General features: G+C 33.4%; 17 protein-coding genes and 1 riboswitch. Of the genes, 14 read left to right on the top strand and 3 right to left on the bottom strand.

Annotation, left to right across the window (positions count from 1 at the left end; all coding sequences use genetic code 11):
• Positions 1–246: 246 nt before the first annotated feature.
• From BLP68_RS03405 to polX, 5 genes are all read left to right on the top strand, one after another.
• On the top strand, positions 247–1,761 hold the full coding sequence (locus BLP68_RS03405; RefSeq protein WP_091540023.1) for a phosphoenolpyruvate carboxykinase (ATP): 1,515 nt from the start codon (positions 247–249) through the stop codon (positions 1,759–1,761).
• A gap of 267 nt (positions 1,762–2,028) precedes the next feature.
• Positions 2,029–2,155, top strand: a riboswitch (molybdenum cofactor riboswitch).
• A 129-nt stretch (positions 2,156–2,284) separates the two neighbouring features.
• Entirely contained in the window at positions 2,285–3,511 is a 1,227-nt protein-coding gene (locus BLP68_RS03410) for a molybdopterin molybdotransferase MoeA (RefSeq protein WP_091540026.1), read from the top strand.
• A 15-nt stretch (positions 3,512–3,526) separates the two neighbouring features.
• The gene (locus tag BLP68_RS03415; protein ID WP_091540028.1) at positions 3,527–5,446 is read left to right on the top strand and encodes a molybdopterin biosynthesis protein; all 1,920 of its coding nucleotides are present in this window, start codon (positions 3,527–3,529) and stop codon (positions 5,444–5,446) included.
• 13 nt (positions 5,447–5,459) lie between these two features.
• A complete protein-coding gene (locus BLP68_RS03420) occupies positions 5,460–5,900 on the top strand; it encodes an MOSC domain-containing protein (protein WP_091540034.1) in 441 nt (146 codons plus the stop codon).
• A 307-nt stretch (positions 5,901–6,207) separates the two neighbouring features.
• The gene (gene polX, locus BLP68_RS03425; protein ID WP_091540037.1) at positions 6,208–7,923 is read left to right on the top strand and encodes a DNA polymerase/3'-5' exonuclease PolX; all 1,716 of its coding nucleotides are present in this window, start codon (positions 6,208–6,210) and stop codon (positions 7,921–7,923) included.
• A gap of 9 nt (positions 7,924–7,932) precedes the next feature.
• Here polX and BLP68_RS03430 read toward each other — a convergent pair whose 3' ends face one another.
• Entirely contained in the window at positions 7,933–9,471 is a 1,539-nt protein-coding gene (locus tag BLP68_RS03430; RefSeq protein WP_091540039.1) for a putative polysaccharide biosynthesis protein, read from the bottom strand.
• 205 nt (positions 9,472–9,676) lie between these two features.
• Here BLP68_RS03430 and BLP68_RS03435 point away from each other — a divergent pair, with 205 nt between their 5' ends.
• The 5 genes from BLP68_RS03435 (at position 9,677) to BLP68_RS03455 (ending at position 12,327) form a co-directional block, all read left to right on the top strand.
• On the top strand, positions 9,677–10,303 hold the full coding sequence (locus tag BLP68_RS03435; protein ID WP_091540042.1) for a GGDEF domain-containing protein: 627 nt from the start codon (positions 9,677–9,679) through the stop codon (positions 10,301–10,303).
• A gap of 244 nt (positions 10,304–10,547) precedes the next feature.
• Entirely contained in the window at positions 10,548–11,045 is a 498-nt protein-coding gene (locus BLP68_RS03440; RefSeq protein WP_091540044.1) for a peroxiredoxin, read from the top strand.
• 82 nt (positions 11,046–11,127) lie between these two features.
• Entirely contained in the window at positions 11,128–11,313 is a 186-nt protein-coding gene (locus tag BLP68_RS03445) for a type Z 30S ribosomal protein S14 (RefSeq protein ID WP_091540046.1), read from the top strand.
• A gap of 11 nt (positions 11,314–11,324) precedes the next feature.
• The gene (locus BLP68_RS03450) at positions 11,325–11,567 is read left to right on the top strand and encodes a hypothetical protein (RefSeq protein ID WP_091540048.1); all 243 of its coding nucleotides are present in this window, start codon (positions 11,325–11,327) and stop codon (positions 11,565–11,567) included.
• 79 nt (positions 11,568–11,646) lie between these two features.
• A complete protein-coding gene (locus tag BLP68_RS03455; RefSeq protein ID WP_091540050.1) occupies positions 11,647–12,327 on the top strand; it encodes a beta/alpha barrel domain-containing protein in 681 nt (226 codons plus the stop codon).
• 39 nt (positions 12,328–12,366) lie between these two features.
• On the opposite strand, the gene BLP68_RS03460 is transcribed toward BLP68_RS03455, so the two are convergent.
• Both BLP68_RS03460 and arcA read right to left on the bottom strand, forming a co-directional pair.
• On the bottom strand, positions 12,367–13,173 hold the full coding sequence (locus BLP68_RS03460; protein ID WP_091540052.1) for a histidinol-phosphatase HisJ family protein: 807 nt from the start codon (positions 13,171–13,173) through the stop codon (positions 12,367–12,369).
• A gap of 93 nt (positions 13,174–13,266) precedes the next feature.
• Complete coding sequence (gene arcA / locus BLP68_RS03465) at positions 13,267–14,490, bottom strand: arginine deiminase (protein WP_330389043.1); 1,224 nt, start codon at positions 14,488–14,490, stop codon at positions 13,267–13,269.
• 374 nt (positions 14,491–14,864) lie between these two features.
• Here arcA and BLP68_RS21620 point away from each other — a divergent pair, with 374 nt between their 5' ends.
• From BLP68_RS21620 to BLP68_RS03480, 4 genes are all read left to right on the top strand, one after another.
• The gene (locus BLP68_RS21620; RefSeq protein WP_176758846.1) at positions 14,865–15,005 is read left to right on the top strand and encodes a hypothetical protein; all 141 of its coding nucleotides are present in this window, start codon (positions 14,865–14,867) and stop codon (positions 15,003–15,005) included.
• Positions 15,006–15,321: 316 nt separating this feature from the next.
• On the top strand, positions 15,322–15,897 hold the full coding sequence (locus tag BLP68_RS03470; RefSeq protein WP_091540056.1) for a YdcF family protein: 576 nt from the start codon (positions 15,322–15,324) through the stop codon (positions 15,895–15,897).
• A 355-nt stretch (positions 15,898–16,252) separates the two neighbouring features.
• Positions 16,253–17,719: a M23 family metallopeptidase gene (locus BLP68_RS03475; protein WP_091540059.1), complete on the top strand. Its 1,467-nt coding sequence runs from the start codon at positions 16,253–16,255 to the stop codon at positions 17,717–17,719.
• 83 nt (positions 17,720–17,802) lie between these two features.
• Positions 17,803–19,431: a hypothetical protein gene (locus tag BLP68_RS03480; protein WP_091540061.1), complete on the top strand. Its 1,629-nt coding sequence runs from the start codon at positions 17,803–17,805 to the stop codon at positions 19,429–19,431.
• The last annotated feature ends 26 nt before the right edge of the window (positions 19,432–19,457 follow it).

Genomic DNA, 19,457 nt, shown 5'->3' on the forward strand with positions numbered 1-19,457 from the left:
GTCATCAACCTGAGAACCCATTAAGGGTTCTTTTTTTAATAAAATAGTTCATTTATTTATCTTTAATGCCTTTATATCTGATATACAATATATCGAGAATATATAATATTTAAAAAAATTACTAAAAAGTAATAAATTGATGGATAATTATAGTTGAATAATATGAGATATGTGCTATACTAATAAATGAAATGAGACATACTTAATGCTTTCAAAAAAAATCAGACCGAGGTGACGGATGTGCAAATGAATAGAATTGTTGCAAAAAAGGTGATTGTGAATCCAACGGTGGAGGAATTAAGGAAGCTGGCAGAGCATCATGAACAAACTACTAAATATGAAAGTGCAGCTTATGTATCTAAAATAAGAAATAGAAGTGCAGGTCAATCCTTTATAGTGGACGATATTCCATTAGGTGTAGCACAAAGAGGAATTTCTAGGATGAAGGCAGATGAGATAAAAGATGAAGTTTTAGATTACTTAAAGGATAAGAATATAATACAGCTAGATAGACAAATGGGAATGAGTAGTAAATTCAATTTCCACTGTCGTTTATATATTACACAAGAGTATGCAAGAATTGCCCATATGTGGAATAATACTTTGCTTGAGCCAAACAAAACAAATGATCCTGATTTTATAAGTATTTATATTCCTGAGTGGCCTGAGAGAATTATTATTGCTGACCCAATCCAAAAGGTTACTTATATACTTGGAACAGATTATTTTGGGGAAGCAAAGAAATCCTTTTTAAGAATGGCTATGTATGAAGTTAAAAAGAATAATGGGTTAGGTCTTCACGCTGGAAGTAAAGTTCTTAAGGTAAAGGATAAAGACGGAAAACTGCAGGAGGTTGGATTTTTACTTTTTGGTCTTAGTGGAACAGGAAAAACAACATTAACTATCCACGATCATGGCTTAACGGGTGAAGAAACTGCAATAGTAAGGCAAGATGATGTGGTTTTTATGGATGAGACAGGAAGCTGCTATGGAAGTGAAGATGGCTTCTTTATTAAAACTGAAGGCTTAGATGAATCTCAAGAAGTTCTATATAAAGCAGCAATCCACCCTACCACCATATTTGAAAATGTAATGATTGATAATGAAGGGCATATAGATTTTGATAACACTGAGCTTACCTCCAATGGTCGAGGTGTTGTTTTAAGAAAAGAAATTGAAAATACAGATAACAGCATTGACTTGAAGAAGGCTAATAAAATGGTCTTTATTACACGTAGAAATGATATTATTCCACCTGTAGCTAAGCTAACAGCAAAACAGGCAGCTACCTATTTTATGCTGGGTGAATCCATAGAAACATCTGCTGGTGATCCTACCAAGGCAGGACAATCTAAAAGATGTGTAGGAACAAACCCCTTTATAACTGGACCTGAGAGTGAAGAAGGTCATAGAATTTGGGAAATAATGAAAAACAATCCAGATATGGAGTGTTATCTTCTTAATACTGGCAGTGTAGGGGCTAATGTGAATTTCAAGGGAGAAAAGATTACCATAAAAATATCCACTGAAATTATGAAGCAAATCGCAAAGGATGGCATAACATGGAAGCAGGATGAGGACTGGGGATATATGGTGCCTGAAGAGGTGAATGGGTTAGACCTAAGTAAGTATGAACCAAAGCAATACTATACCGAAATAGAATACAAAAATATAGTTAAAACCTTAAAAGAAGAAAGACAACAATGGTTAAGTCAGTTTAAGGAGTTAAAGGAAGAGTTAATAATGGTAATTGCGTCTTAAAATATATTAGCAATTGACCTAGACGCTTCACTTATAGGGATAATTAATTATTAATTTATATAGCAGACTCCTCATATTCCTCCCTCTAACCTTATGGTTAGTGCTTGTGACCATCCACGTTGCAAGTCAACTGCTATTGAATTAACATATTTCCAACTAGGTGAAAGATAATAAGGTAAAGGAGCAGACAGTCTGTTCCTTTTTTTTATAAATATTTTAAATAATTGAATTATAAAAAAATATATGTTAACATTATGATAAAATAAAATACTTATAAATTTCCGAGTGAAACAATCTAAAGCAAAGCTAAGGAAGGCTATGATTTTTCACCAATGGGTAAATAAAGAAATTTATTTACCTCCCACCCTTGGAAAGGAAATTTCTTTACTTCGTATACTAATACTGTAGTTAAAGCTAACCTTTAGGGTTAGCTTTTTATAATGTAAAATAAAGGGTTAAGCTTAACATAGCATGCTGTTAATTAATTAATGCAATAATAATAGATAACAGAGGAGGTAGTCTAATGGAATTATTCAATACCTTATCAATTGAGGAAGCAAAGGAGAAAATTGAAAATGTCTTTAAAAATTCCTCGCTTGAAATAGAAGAGGTTACTCTGATGGAGGCTGCAGATAGAGTGCTGGCAGATGATATTATTTCACCCATTAATGTACCAGAATTTAATCGCTCCACCGTAGATGGATATGCGGTTATAGCAAAGGAAACGGTGGGAGCCAGCGAAGGGTTACCTGGGTTTTTGAACATAATTGGAGAAGTGGAGATGGGCAAGTCTGCAATAAAAAGCATTAGATCTGGAGAATGCTGCTATGTACCAACTGGTGGTATGCTCCCTGAAGGCAGTGATGGCGTGGTAATGGTGGAATATACAGAACTATTGGATGATAAAACAATATGTATACAGAAACCAGTTGCTCCCCTAGAAAATTGTTTGCGCAAAGGGGATGACATAAAGGCGGGCGATAGGGTCTTGACTAAAGGACATTTGCTAAGAAGTCAGGATATTGGAATTCTTGCTGGTATGGGCTTTAGCAAAGTAAAGGTATATCAGAAGCTAAGGATAGGAATTATTTCTACAGGTGATGAAATTGTTGGTCCAGAAGACAACCTTAAATTAGGACAAGTTAGAGATATGAATACATATAGTTTAGCAGCTGCTGCAATAAAGGATGGTTGTCAAATATCAGCTAGAGCAGTTGTGCAGGATCAGTTAGAGCTTTTAACACAAAAAATAAAAGAGCTGCTAGAAATAAGCGATATAATTCTTATTTCTGGTGGTAGCTCAATGGGCACACGTGATATAACTAAGGATGCAATAAATCAATTGGGTCAGCCTGGTGTCTTTATCCATGGGCTTGCTGTTAAACCAGGTAAGCCAACTATAGTTGGAAAAATAGGGGAAACACCTGTATTTGGACTACCAGGACAGCCAGTTTCTGCTTTGGTTATTTATCATATATTAGTGAGTAATTTTATAAGAAACCTTCAACAGGTATCTATTAAGCAAACCTATATAGTTGGTGAATTAGCTGTAAATATTCCATCGGCTGCTGGTAAAGAACACTATATAATGGTGGATATTTCCCAGGAAAAGGAGAAAAATGTGGTATATCCTATTCATGGGAAATCAGGAATGTTAACAATGATGACAAAATCCAAAGGATATATAAAAATCGAAAAAAATCAAGAAGGGTTACATAAGGGAGAATCAGTTAAAGTATACATATTCTAGGAGGGGGCTATTGTAATGAAGGAAAAAAGAAATATATATCTCACTAATATTCCACTTAAGGAAGCCCAAGAAACATATTTTTCTCGAGTTGATATATTAAACTTAAACTCAGAGACTGAAGTTGTTCCTGTAAGAGAATCCTTAGACAAGGTATCGGTTAGCCCAATTTTTGCACGAAAATCATCACCAAATTATAATGCTGCAGCAATGGATGGAGTTGCAGTTGTTGCAGCTGAAACCTATGGTGCAACTGAAATAAACCCCTTGAGGCTAAAAAGGAATAGTGGCTTTGAATTTATTAATACAGGGGGTCATATTAAAGAGCCCTATGATGCAGTTATTATGATTGAAGATATTGTAGAAATCGATAAGGACTGGATAGAAATATATGAATCGGCAAATCTTTGGCAGCATATAAGGCCTATAGGTGAGGATATTGTTGAGGGTGAGTTGATTATTTCTGCAAATCATCAAATAAGACCTGTTGATATTGGAGCATTACTTGCTGGACAAATTAAAGAAGTTGAAGTATATAAATTGCCTAGGGTAGGAATTATTCCTACTGGTTCAGAAATTATTGATGTCTCTGAGGAGATGACAGCCGGAAAAATAATTGAATCAAATGCCAGTATGTTTGCTGCAATGATTAAACAGTATCAAGCTATTCCTAAACGTTATCCAGTGGTGGTTGACGAATATAATCTAATTAAAGAGCAGGTCCTAAAGGCTGTTGAAGAAAACCAGCTTGTAGTAGTAAATGCAGGATCATCAGCCGGATCTAAAGATTATACCGTTGATGTATTAAGAGAAATTGGTGAAGTTGTTATACATGGAGTGGCAACAAAACCTGGTAAGCCTGTTATTTTAGCCATTGTAAAGGGAAAACCTGTGGTTGGCATACCTGGGTATCCAGTATCGGCATATTTTACCTTTGAGTTCTTTGTTAAGCCTTTAGTAGCAAAACTTAATCATAGACCACTACAGCAGCCCACAACATTAAGAGCTTATCTTTCGAGAAGAGTGGTTTCATCCTTGAAATATGAAGAGTATATTCGTATCAAGCTGGGGTTAGTTAATGATAAAATGATTGCTACACCTTTAGAAAGAGGCGCTGGAGTAACAATGTCTTTGGTAAGGGCAGATGGTGTGTTGGTGATACCACAGCAGTCTGAAGGATATGAAGGTGGTACAGAGGTAGAAGTACAACTTTTAAAATCAACCAACGAGATTCAAAATACTATTGTATCAATTGGAAGCCATGACTTAGTTATGGATTTGCTAAGTGACCAGCTACACTATAATCATAATAATATATATCTTTCTTCAGCCCATGTTGGCAGCTTAGGTGGTATAATGGCTATGAAAAAAGGAGAGTGCCACATTGCACCTGTTCATCTATTAGACACAGTTTCTGGTAACTATAATGAAGCATATGTAAAGCGATACTTAAACGATCAGCAAATTGCATTAATTAAGTTTGTGGGTAGAAGTCAGGGCTTAATGCTTAAGGGGGGAAATCCTAAAGGGATAAAGGGAATTAAGGACCTTCAGCGACCAGAAGTCACCTTTGTTAATCGTCAAAGGGGTGCTGGTACAAGAGTTTTATTAGATTATCACTTAAGTAAAGAAGAAATAGAAAGCTCACAAATACAAGGATATGAGAGGGAAATGACTACTCATATGGCTGTAGCAGCTGCCATTGCAGGAGGTACAGCTGATTGTGGTTTGGGAATATACTCAGCCGCTAAAGCAATGGGTCTTGACTTTATTCCTATTGCTTGGGAGGATTATGATTTACTGGTTACACAAGAAGCTTTAAAGGATGTAAAAATATTAAGTTTACTTGAAACATTAAAAAATACTGAATACATCAAAAAAATTGAAGCTTTGGGTGGTTATAAAACCGATAGGATCGGTGAAATTATTATACTTTAAGGAGGAGTAATAGATGGCAAAGGTTGTTTCAATCAATATCAGCAGTGAAAAGGGGATTCCTAAAGACCCGATAGATAAGGGAGAATTTTTAATTGATTTTGGATTAAAGGAAGATTCCCATGGAGGTGACTGGCATAGGCAGGTAAGCTTGTTGGCTCAAGAAAGTATTGAAAAGATAAAGGATATGGGAGTAAAAGATTTATCTCCTGGTAGATTTGCAGAAAACATTACAACAGAAGGTATTTGTTTATATGAGCTGCCAGTTGGAACACAGCTAAAGATCGGGGATACAATACAAGAAGTAACTCAAATAGGAAAAGAATGTCATACTAGGTGTGCAATTTTTCATACAGTAGGAGATTGTGTTATGCCAAAGGAAGGAATTTTTACTAAGGTTATTAAGGGTGGAACTGTTAAAGCTGGAGACAGTATAGAAGTAATGAGTAATAAGTAATGAGAATAATATGAGGGCTATCTAAAGATAGCTCTCAGACTGATGAAAAACCCCCATCTTCTTCGTTGCTGCAAAAACCCAGCACCCTTACGTATTACGTATACGCTGCAGTCGCTAGGTTTTCTAGCGCCTCGAATCTGTGGCTTTTTCATCAGTCTGGATATTGTTGACTTTTTCAACAACCTCAGGGCTATCTAAAGATAGCTCTATTTTTTTAAAATTACAAGAAAATAAGCAAAATAAGTTTAAAAACATAGCTATGTAGGTATTATAATTCTATGTACTAACTCTAAAGGACGGTGTATTTATGGATAAAAATGAAATTAGTATAATTCTTGAGGAAATAGGTACCCTCCTTGAGCTAAAGGGAGAGAATCCATTTAAAGTAAGAGCATACTATAATGGGGCTAGAACAGTCGAGATGCTGGAGGAGGATTTAAATCAACTGATTAAGGAGAATAGACTCCAGGAAGTAAAAGGAGTTGGTAAAGCACTTGTAGAAAAAATTACAGAGCTGGTTACTACGGGTAAGCTGGCCTTTTATGATGAATTAAAGGAATCTACTCCCCCTGGATTACTGGAAATGTTAAGAATACCAGGGGTTGGTCCTAAAAAGATTAGTGTTTTATACAAGGACCTAGGAATAAAGGCTGTTGATGAATTGGAGGATGCGTGCCTTCAGAATCGTTTAGTTAGCATTAAAGGCTTTGGTGAGAAAACTCAAAAGAAAATTTTAGAGGGTATTGAGAATTATAAAAACTATAAGAATCAATTCTTGATATCGACAGGACTTAATTACGGCACCTATATATATGAGCAACTTAAGGAACTTCCACAGGTGCAACGAATAAGCCTGGCTGGTAGCATAAGAAGATTTAAAGAGGTTATTAAGGATATTGACTTAATCGTTAGCTGTGAAGAAAACAATATAGATTATATAATGGATTACTTCACCAACCTTGAAGGTGTTGCAAGGGTGACAGGGAGAGGGATAACAAAATGTAGTATTACTTTAGATGTAGGAATGAACGTAGATATGCGGATAGTCAATGATGAAGCTTTTCCTAATGCTTTACAGCATTTTACAGGCAGTAAAGAGCACAATACTGCCCTAAGACATAGAGGAAAGCAGATGGGATACAAAATTAATGAATACGGATTATTCAACGGTGAAGAGAAGGTTTATGTAGGAAGTGAAGAGGATATTTATAATATTCTTAAGCTACAATATATTCCACCTGAAATTAGGGAGAATAATGGAGAAATAGAGGCAGCCGAATTAAACGATATTCCCAAATTAGTAGATTTAGATTTAATAAAGGGAGTATTTCATGTTCATAGTAATTACAGTGATGGTAAAAATACTATTGAAGAACTGGTTAAAGCAGCCATTGATAAGGGATTTAAGTATATAGGCATATCTGACCATAGTAAAAGCGCCATTTACGCTGGTGGCCTTAAGGAGCAGGATATAGTTAGACAGCATGAGGAAATTAATAATCTAAGAGTAAAATATTCTAATATTACTATTCTAAAGGGAATTGAATCTGATATTTTACTGGATGGATCTTTAGATTATGATGAAAATACTTTGGAATCCTTTGATTATGTTATTGGATCAATTCATTCCAGCTTCAATATAGATGGTGATTTAATGACGGAAAGAATGCTTCGGGCTATAAAAAATAAGCATTTAAAAATATTAGGGCATGTGACAGGTAGACTACTGCTTTCAAGAAATGGTTATGGGCTAGATTTAAAAAAGATAATTAATGCATGTGCAGAGAACAAGGTTGCAATTGAGATAAATAGCAACCCCCATCGATTAGATTTAGATTGGCGGATGTGTAGATATGCTAAAGAACAGGGAGTAAGGCTGGTTATTGAGCCAGATGCCCATAAGATTGAAGGATTAGATCATATTTTTTATGGTATTGGAGTAGCTAGAAAAGGGTGGCTTGAGGCAATTGATGTACTAAATACCAGTGACATAAATGAGGTGAGGGAATTTTTTAAAGGATAGCAAAAAATGCTATCCCTTTATAGCCTTTAAAAATGCTTCAATATCTATTGTTTTTGTTAATGCAAGAGATATAATATAAACGAGTCCTCCTGCAACAAAAACTGTAGCTCCCTTAATGTTTGGATTAGTGAAGGCTTCTATATTTTTTATAAAAATCATAGTACCAATCATTATCAAGGAGCAAATTAAAGGTTTAATGACACTTTGAAGAAGAGGTAGCTTAAGAGGAATAAAACGATGTAGTGTAATGAGATGCAACACAAAAATGACAAAAGATGACATGATAAAGCCAATAAAAAATCCATTAATACCATAACGCGGATTGGGCACTAAAAAATATGTGCAATAAAGCTGAATTATCATACCCAATAGAAAATTTATGGTTGTAATTACCTGCTTACCTAAGCCGTGAAGAATCCCAGAAAGAGTATGCTGCATACACATGAATAAGGTTGAATAGCTAATTATTTGTAAATATATACCAACATCTTTTTGATGATATACTAAGCCAGCCAGCTCCTTACCTAAGATTGTATAAATTAACGTAATTGGAATCGCAACTAATAGAGTGATTTTTAGTGCAAGATTTGACTTGTAGGATACATCCTTTAGATTATTTACAGCAATTTGTTCGGATATATTAGGTATTACATTAATAACAAGAGCACTGGTAACAGTAAAAGGGAGAAAAAGAAGGGGCATTGCCATACCAGATATTTTACCAAAAATTTCAATTGCAGCTACTGAAGAATATCCTGCTACCACTAAACGATGAGGTATTAATATAGAGTTAATGGTTTGCATAAAAACTGATAAGAGTCTACTAATTGTAATTGGAACTGAAATATACATGATGTCTTTAAAGATATTCACGGGTGAATTATCAATAATACCTAAAGATAGCTTTCTATTTAAAAGCTTTTTAAGATTAAAGCTTACGATTAAGTAAAGGAGTCCAAAAAATTCACCAATTGAAACTCCAATTATTGCAATTGTAGCCATTGTTATAGGGTGAGTAGGTCTCTTGTAAATGAGATATGCCAATACAAACCCAATGCGGGTAAGCTGTTCTAAGATTTGAGCTGTTGCAGCAGGCTTTAAATCCTTAAGACCATAAAAATAGCCTCTTAATATACTGGAAAATGCAATTAAGCTGATGGCTGGAGTAACCCAAATAATTGGTAGATGCAAATCATTATTTTTAAGTATGCTTGTAACAATAAAATTTGTATTTAAAGAAACTAAAACGGTTAGTAATAATGAAATTCCCCCACCAATAATAAGTGAAATTGATAGTATCCTATAAATCCCCTTTCTATTATTAAGGGAGTTTTCTTTTGCTACAAGCTTGGATACTGCAATTGGTATACCTGCTGTTGGTATAGTTATTAACACCATCAAGAAAGGAAATACCAACTGATACAAACCAATAGCTTGAGGACCAATCATCCTTGAGAGAACTATTCTATAAATAAATCCAAGGGACCTAACTATAAAGTTTATGAAGGTTAATAAAATAATACCTAATACAAATGAAGTCTTTTTCAAACTATCACCCCATAATTTTTTTCATATTCAATAATTATTCGAATTCAAAAGGCTTTATTACCTATGTTAATTTAATAATTAGTTGAATTAGATCAATAATTAGATTATTATGGATGTGAATAAATGATTAATGTGGGTACATATAAATATGTCAAATAGAAAAATATACTGGTAGATAACCAAAATCCAAAGGGGGCGGATTTGCTTGATAAATAATATTGATGGAATACTACACAAGGATGATTTTATAAAAGAAATAGAAAATAAGATAGCATGTGGTACCGAAAGCTTTACACTTGCTACAATAGATATAGATAACTTTGAAACAGTCAATACCTATTATGGAGAGATAGTAGGAGACGAGGTTATTAAGAAAATTGCATCTATATTAAAGCATAATATTTTGTCAAATGATATGGTATGTCGTAGCAATAAGGATGAGTTTAATATCTTATTCGATAATACCTCGATTGAAACCACCTTTATCATGGTTGAGGAAATAAGAAAATATTTAGATAAGCACACCTTTCAATTAGGTGAGAAGAAAGCTGATATTGATATTAAGATTAGTGGTGGTTTAGCTAATTACCCGAAGCATGCAAGAAATGCTGTTGAACTATTCAGAGCTGCTGATAGTGCTCTTTTTAGAGCAAAACGTGAAGGGAAAAATCGAGTTTGTCTCGCTGCAGATGAGAATATGATTACTAGATCAAATTATTATACAAAAACACAGCTAGAGAGGTTACTTGTACTTTCGAGAAAAACTGATAAAACAGAGGAGTTTTTGTTAAGGGAAGCCTTGGATGATCTATTAGATAAATATAGTAAGTAGAAAATCATTAAGAGTTGAGAGTTAAGAGTTGAGAGATAAAGAGAAATTGAAAATTGAAAATTGAGAATTGAGAGTTAAGAGTTAAGAGTTGAGAGTTGAAAATTGAGAATTAAGAGCATAAAAATGGAATGTTGAATGTGGTTAGTTTTGTGTCATTCTGAACTTAGTGAAGAATCTATGTGGTAAACAACATAGGGGGACGACCCTGTAGGCCCTAGAAATAATAATATTACGAGGTGATAAAATGGACAAGCCAGTAATTGGCGAAATTGCCCCTGATTTTCAGGCAAAATCTACGAACGAAGAAATGATCTCACTTAAAGATTTCAAAGGGAAAAGTAATGTTATTTTGTTCTTCTATCCAAAGGACAATACACCTGGTTGAGCAAGTGAAGCCTCTGAGTTCAGAGATCATTATGAAAAATTTAAAGCATTAGATACAATAATTTTTGGTATTAGTAAAGATAGTATCAAAAGTCATGCCAAATTTAAGGAAAAATTAAATTTACCCTACCAGCTTTTGAGTGATGAATCAAAGGAAGTTCTTAATTTGTATGGTGTACTAAAGCCTAAAAAGATGTTTGGTAAAGAGGTTGTAGGTACAGAAAGATCTACCTTCATAATAAACAAAGAAGGAATGTTAGTTAAGGAATTTAGAAAGGTAAATTTGAAGGGTCATGTTAAAGAGGTTCTTGATTTTTTAATTGAAGTTAACAACAAGTTGGTTTTAGATAAAAAGTAGTGCTAAGCTCTTTATTAAGAGTAAAGGATGGAAAAAGGCCGATATGCAAATAATAAAATTACAAAATTTAAGGAGGTTGCATATGGCGAGAAAAGCATTAATAATTAAACAACAACGAAAGGCTAAATATAAAACAAGAGAGTATACCCGTTGTAACATTTGTGGACGTCCACATGCAGTATTGCGTAAATTTGGAATATGTAGAATTTGCTTTAGAGACTTGGCATATAAAGGACAAATACCTGGAGTTAAAAAGTCTAGTTGGTAAGGAGGAAAATTATGGAGTCTGTTTGTCCCGTATGCAATTGTTTGGCTAGTTATATTGTTAAATGCCATAGCTGTGGTAATGTTATGAAGGATTATGGTGTAATTCAAGATTACTTTGATGATTATAGTCCATATTTAGATAGGGATATTACAGAACGGTTGGATGGAGCAACTAGAAATGAATGTATGCATGTTTTCTTTTGCGAGATATGTAACTGGGATAGTAGGATTCCAATTAACCGAATAATGATGTGAAAAATAAATATTGAAAAAAACTGAATAGCTTGTTAGTATTATAAAAAGGGTGCAACATTTTAAAAGGGGGAATTAAGATATGGAAAATTTTGCTAAGAAGCAGAAGTATGTACCTGAGATAAAAGGGGTTTTGAGAAGTAAATATCTTGAACTTCCCCAATGCATTGCAAATGCCAGTGGTATTAAGATATTTGGAAGAAGAATTAAATCCATCTTATTTAGCACCGATGTTGCTATAATTAAAAATACCAATGCAGATGCTGTTATTGCCGTTTATCCCTTTACCCCACAACTGGTTATAACACAATCTATAATGCTGGCGTCGGATATGCCTGTCTTTTGCGGTGTAGGCGGCGGATTAACAACAGGGGATAGGGTTGTAAATTTAGCAAATCATGCAGAAGCTCAAGGGGCTGTTGGTGTAGTTGTTAACAAGCCAACTCCAAATGAAATAATAAAAGCATTAAAGAGAAACATTGATATACCCGTTGTTGTAACAGTTGTATCGGAAAATGAGGATATATACGCTAGATTAGAAGCAGGCGCCGATATATTAAATGTTTCTGGAGCATCTAGAACACCTCAGATAGTTGAGGAAATAAGAAAAATAAGTAAAACAGTTCCTATAATTGCAACCGGTGGCAATAAAGAAAGTACTATTACAAGAACTATAGAAGCAGGTGCAAATGCAATAACCTACACTCCTCCAAATATTGGAGATATATTTAGTGAGATAATGGATAGATATAGAGAAGGCTAAATAAAAATAGCATGATCCGATTAAGGTCATGCTATTTTTTTAGATTAGACTTATTATCTTGTGAAATCTTGGCTGCATAGTATCAAAGGTGCAGATATACTTAAAACCAATTATATCAAGAGCCTTCAAGGCATTTTTAAGGTCGAAGCCCAGTTGATCAGTTCTATGGGCATCTGAGCCTATTGTGATAATCTCTCCACCAAGCTGATGATATAGTTTGAATACATCTAAAGAAGGGTGATAATCTCCTACCTGATAACGGATTCCAGAGGTATTTAGTTCTATCCCTTTACCCTTTTCAATAATCCTCAGTAAAATGCTTCTTGTAATTTCGCTATAGCTTTCTAGGGGTAGCGGAATATCATAGCTGCCATATCGTTTGATAACATCTAAATGCCCAATGACATTAAATTCTTCAAACTGAGTAATTATCAGATACAATTCTTCAAAGTATTTACTATAAGCCTCAAGCTGAGTTTTTTTATTAAAAAAACTACCAGAATACAAGTCGGTTTTTTCCACCGAATGAACAGAGCCAATAACAAAATCGAAGGAATGGTTTTGTATATCTTCATTATATTTATCTAATGAGTGGCTTTGAAGACCTAATTCCACACCTATCTTTATTTCAATTTCGTTTTTATATTTGTCTTTATAATTTTTTATTGCTTTAAAATAATCATCATAATCGAAAATAATGTGATGATTATTACCATCGAAGTCATAATCGATATGATCAGTAAAACATATTTCACTTAATCCTTTAGTAATAGCTGCCTTTATTCCGGCCTCCATTGTCATAATAGCATCCGGTGAAAAATGACTGTGAATATGATAGTCAAACATAAATTGCCTCCTAAATTCCCAAATTACAACTCTAAAGTTTATTTTACAACGAAAAATTTACCATGTCAAAAATTTTATTGTTAATAATAGCTTTTATATATCGGCACGTACTAAAGGCATACTCATACATCTGGGACCACCTCGGCCTCTAGATAGCTCATAGGAGTCAAATTCTAGTACTTCTATTCCTACTTTTCGTAAAGCTTCATTAGTGACATAGTTTCTGTTATAGCAAACAACCTTACCGGGAGATATCGCTAAGGTATTACTACCGTCGCTCCATTGCTCTCTACCTGCGGCAATAACATCATTATTACCACATCTTATTAAATCCACAGATGGTAATCGAAGATATTTTTTTAGAATTGAAGATAAATCTTCAGCCTCGTAGCTAATATTTATATTGTTGTTACTACCCTTCCGTAGGCTATAAACATCAAGGGGCATTTCTATTCCAGGATAAATAGTGAATTTATCATAGTCAATCATAGTAAAAACTGTGTCTAAATGCATAAAAGCCCTTGTTTTAGGAATGTCAAAGGCCAGTACCACTTCAAAGGATTCATCGGATTCAAAAACATTTCTTGCTACCATTTCAACTGCTACTGGATCAGTTCTATCACTTACACCTATTGCAATAACTTTAGGAGAGAGCACAAGCTCATCGCCACCTTCAATAGGATGAGTTTTATTTCTGTTATACCACCTTCTAATATTTTTAAATCTTGGATGATGATCAAATAAGTACTTAGCAAAAAGAGTTTCTCTATTTCTTGTTACAGAGGACATAACATTTAAGGTTACACCACTGCCTATTGTGGCAAAGGGATCCCTTTGAAAATATAAATTAGGTATAGGATCTAAATAAAAGGGGTAAGGATTTTTTACCAAATCAGCTAAGTGTTTATTATTAATCTCTTTAACTTCATCCTTTCTAACGCCAGTAATTGCCTTTTTTGCCATTTCTAAGGGAGTTAATAGTGAAAAAAATTCTCTTAATGCTTCACGAACGCCTTCTGTAGGTACCTTTCCTTCATCCATTAGATTCTCTAAAAATTTTTGCCGAACATCAGGTGCTCCTAGTATATCTGCCATCAAATCAGTTAGATAAAGGACTTCTACTCCTTCTGTTTTTAAAATGTTGGCAAATTGATTATGCTCTACAATCGCCTGCTTTAAAAAGCAAATTTCATCGAACAGTAGTCTACTTAAATAATCAGGCACGATATTTTCTATTTCTTCACCGGGGCAATGTAGTAAAACACTCTTCAACTGACCAATTTCGTTATATACGTGAATATAGTTGTTGTTTTCCAATTTTATCATCCTTTCTAAATAAACTCTAATCATTCTATATTTCAAAGCAGTAATATCGACAAAATAGCTTATAAACTTGGACAAATTTTCGTAGAAAATGCAATAATTCTTTTCTATGCATTCATAAATATCGAAATTTTCTATCTATTATAATTATTTTATACTATTAATATGATTTGTAATTTATTAAATTATTATGTCTTGTAAAATAAACGTTCAAACTTTGGCAATTAAGGTGAAAGTCAGAAAAATTTCCATGAATAAATAAAAATGAAGAAATGAATAATAAAAATATAAAATTGCAATTGACAGATAAATGAATTGATGCTATAATTAAATTACAAATTCGGATAAGTTTGAGGGAGGTATGGGTTATGGTTAATAATATTAAAGACTTTGAAAATACAGAAGAGGTTCGCGAATGTGGTGTTTATACATGTATACACTGTGTTGTTAATACCTGTACTTTAGATGAATGCGAAATGTATGAAAGAAGATATTTGCAAGAAGGCTAAATAATTATGCAGAAATCAAATATATTAAAGCTTCCAATTTAGTAAAATCTGGAGGCTTTTTATTTTTTTATAGGAAAATTTGTTCAGAACTTCTCTATGTAATACGGGGTTGTTAAGGGGGCGTTCTTACTTATGATCAATGAGGAGGATACGAATTTTTCATTATTTTAAAGCATGAAATGCTATTGTTCTTAAAAAGAACTGATAGAAATATAAATATACACAAATATAAACTAGGTTAATTTAATAAGAGAAAAATGATATAATGAAAGTGTTAAATGTTACACCAAAGACTTTATATTAAAGGAAGAGCATAATGAAAAAAATTATTACTTACTTAATAGGTTTATTGCTAATTGTATATATAATTCTTCAATGGAGCATCATATATGACTCTATTAATGCAACACCAGAAAAAGGGGATGCTATCATTGTATTAGGCTGTCGCCTTTATGGAGATAAGCCAGGGCCCATGCTTTTGTATAGGTTGGAAAAAGCCTTAGAGCTCTATGAAAAGGGATACGCAGAAGCCTTTGTTGTTAGTGGAGCACAAGGAGAAGACGAATGGATCACAGAAGCCGAAGCCATGAAGAGGTATTTAGTTGATGCAGGAGTACCTGAAGATAGAATATTTAAAGAAGAAAACTCCTATAATACATATGAAAATTTAACTTTTAGTAAAGCGATAATGGAAGAGCAAGGCCATTCAAAGGGTATAATTGTATCCAATGGATTTCATATAAGACGATCACTGTTAATTGCTGACCGTATACAGCTGGAAGCTTCAGGAGCTCCAGCAAAGATGTATCCTAATTTATTTGTGAAAATTAGATATTATCTTCGTGAGGTATTTGCATATACTAAGGACTATATTAAGGTGAAGAAAATTTAAAGAATAATACAATAAAAAACTTAAAATAAATTAAGGGTGAGGGAATTATTCCTTCACCTTTAATTTTGGGTGTAAGGGTTAGTTTTTGTTGGTATGCATTACTATGTAAAAATATGTCGCAATATAAAGAAATATGAAGAAATATTATGATTGTCATGAAAATATAAAAATGATACTATATAAATTACATAAATTACATATTTTACTAAATATATGAAATATATTAAATTTATGTAATTAAATACCATGCTATATGTACATATTATTTGTTTTCCTAGAACTCAAGTAAGAAAGTCTTATTATAGGAGATAAGGTTGTGTATGAATAGAAGTAAAAATCTGAAAGGGGTATTTGAATGTGTATTAGGAAATTCGTATCAATAACAATATTAATTGCTTTGCTTGTTTCGGGATTGAACTTTCAAGCATTTTCTGGGCAAGAATTATGCGAAAGTAATCAACAAATTCTTAATTTCAATACTATTAGCGAGACTAAAATCTCAGCTTACTCACCACTTAGAGTGGGAGATGTAGGTACTGGACAAGAGGACTTAGTAGCAATAACCTCTCAATATAATCAACCCCGTAAGGAAAGTGGAATATTAAGAGTACATGCTGGGCTTGATTTACGAACTAGGAAAACAGATGGAACAGGAAGAGATGTTTTTTCTGTTTTTAATGGAGGTAGAGTTATACATACTACCGATAATGGTGGTGGTTATGGGAAGTATGTTGTAATTCAACATGAGTATATTCCATCGGGTACAGGAAAAAGATATTATTTTCAAAGCCTGTATGCTCATTTAGATTCAAGAGCACTTACATCAACAACTAGTAGATATTACAATCTACCTTACACTACAAAAGTGGGAAAAAGTGGATATTCTGGCATGAGCGATTCTAGTCAGATTCATTTACATTTAGAGTTTTTGACCCCAAAACAAGAAGTTAATAATAATATAGCAGTGGGAAATTTTAGATATGCACCATCTGTTTTTTATTGGCATAAGGGTGCCTGGGGTACAAATACCAGCTTCATAAATTATTCAAATACCACTGAAAATACTGTAATATTTAACATTGTTTCCTATGATAATGGAGCAGCACATAGTGTGGCTGCTGATAAAGTTAAGATTTACTATAAAAATGCTTCGTCGTCTGGAGGTTTTACTAGCAAAACGATGAGTAAAAATGGGCATACCTTTGTTTCCACTTTTACTGGTTTTCCCGTTGGTACAACTATACAATACTATATTGAAGCTCAGGAAAACAGATGGGATGGAACATATTATAAAGCTTTTAGGCCCTATTATGACAGATTAAGCACTCCACCACCTGCTGATAAATGCTTTAAACATGTAATGGTGACATCAACAGTAGAACCATCATCAATAATTGAAGAATATTTACAGCAAGCAAGTAGCACAATGTCATATCAAGAATTTATTGAAGACAAAACCTATGATGGCAGATATGAACCACAGATTAACATTCCATGGATTCCTTCAGAGGAAAGTGTGAGGAAGGGTCTTGAACTAAATAATATCTCATTTTTAGCGAAGGTGATTGAGATAAATAATGATGGTAGTTTGGTTGTTGAAAGCATCAATGGAGGGGAAATGTTTGAAATGGACGAATACCAAACTGCACATATTACTGAAGATTTAGAAAAAGGTCAGATATATACAGTAAACCTAGAATTTGAAGATAAAATATATATAGGAAATGTGTATAGATTAAAGGGTCTATATGACAATGAAACCGAAACAATAACTGTATATGATTCGCTGTTTTTCTCAGGCTACTACGAGGAAACCAACTAGATTATTTAAAAGTTATACACCCTACTGCAATAATAGCAGTAGGGTGTATAATATGAGAAAAGTAAAGTTTGGAGGTATTTATAGTGAATAAAAAATACAAAACTTACATAACACCTATTCTTTCCATCATATTAATGGTAATGCTGATTTCTGGTTGTACTACTATTAAGGAGGAAGATATAAATGTGGATAGACAGGGACAAGTAGAAGAATTAAAAATAGAGGAAATCATCTTACCATATTATTGTGGCGGTGTTGCTTATGCGCCAGAAGGTGTGAAGGTTATATATCTACCTGAGTCTTCAAAGGATAATAATAAAATAACCGTTAAATTTAATAAAGAGCTATCTGACGAAAATATAATGAATCTTTATTATATACAGACTGGAGGAATTGTACCAATAATATCTATGGAAAATAAATTACCCGCACCACGGCCCTTTGAACGTTACAGAATAAAGGACAATACAATCGAAATAGGCGATAACTGGAAAGGAAATTACCTGCCACCAATGATGTTTAGTGGCTTATTTTTACCTAAAGAGCTATTGGGAAAGGATGGCAGTAAATTGGAAAATGATATGGCATTATTCTTTTCTTTAGGCATTCCATCACCTCATGGACAGTTTCTAGAAATAAATGCAGTAATGGAAGACAGCCTTACTCCCACCCTTGTTATACCCATGTATTCTGAGAATAGTCTATGGAATAATTTAAGCAACCATAATCCCAAGGTTGGATATGTTATAAAAACATCAGCAGATATATATAATGATAAGGAGTTAACAGAAAGAAATGATGAAATAAGCTTTGGAGCCAATGTGGAATTAATTGAAAAATATGATGACTATTATTATGTGTATTATTATCTACCTCGAGATATTGAAGATCCAAAGCATTTTTCATATCATACATTACAATATAATATGAATATTTTCGATAGTGAGCATGTTATAAAAAGAGAGGGATATGTTAAATCAGATGACTTAGGTCTAATTGAACCCTTCGATAACAAAGGTTGTAAAATTATAGTTTACACTACTGGGTTACGAACCATAAATGGTACATTAGAATTATATATTGGTAATACTCTGTATCCTTATAGTGGAGCAGGCTATCGCCTTTATCATGTAGAAAATGACACAGAGATTCGATCCGACGAGGTTTTAAATAGAATAAATAATATACATATTAATGCTCTAGAGTTAAATAGCTATTTGAGTGTGGACGGGATGCTTGGAGATGGGTACAGTGGTGGTTATCTGGATGAAAACAACATGTCTATGGCAATGGAGGATAAACGGCAGCATGAATTTATATTGGATTTTTTTAAAGCGGACAGACAGTATATTATGAGAATGTTTGAAGTATACAACAACTTTATATTCGATTCATGGAATAAAGCCGCCAGTAACATAGAAGGGGAAAAATATAAAGAGGATGTTGATTTTGTGTTAGAAAGCATAAGTAAAAGAAATTATCTGTGGTATAAATGGAGTGAAATTGATCCAGAATTAAAAAGAGAAACCTATATTAACCTCATTATTGACAATTTCGCAGCAACAGATGAAGAAAAAGAAGAAATTCGAAATTATTTTAGAGACAATGAAGCACCGCTTATAGAACAAATGAGCAATTTATTTGTAGATATGGTATGGAGTAGGTTAAGAGAAAATGAAATCGAAGAACTTGTTAATAGAGCATTTGAATAAAGGTTTATACAGTAATGTTGTATTCA

This window comes from Alkaliphilus peptidifermentans DSM 18978, assembly GCF_900101495.1.
Lineage (GTDB): Bacteria > Bacillota > Clostridia > Peptostreptococcales > Natronincolaceae > Alkaliphilus_C > Alkaliphilus_C peptidifermentans.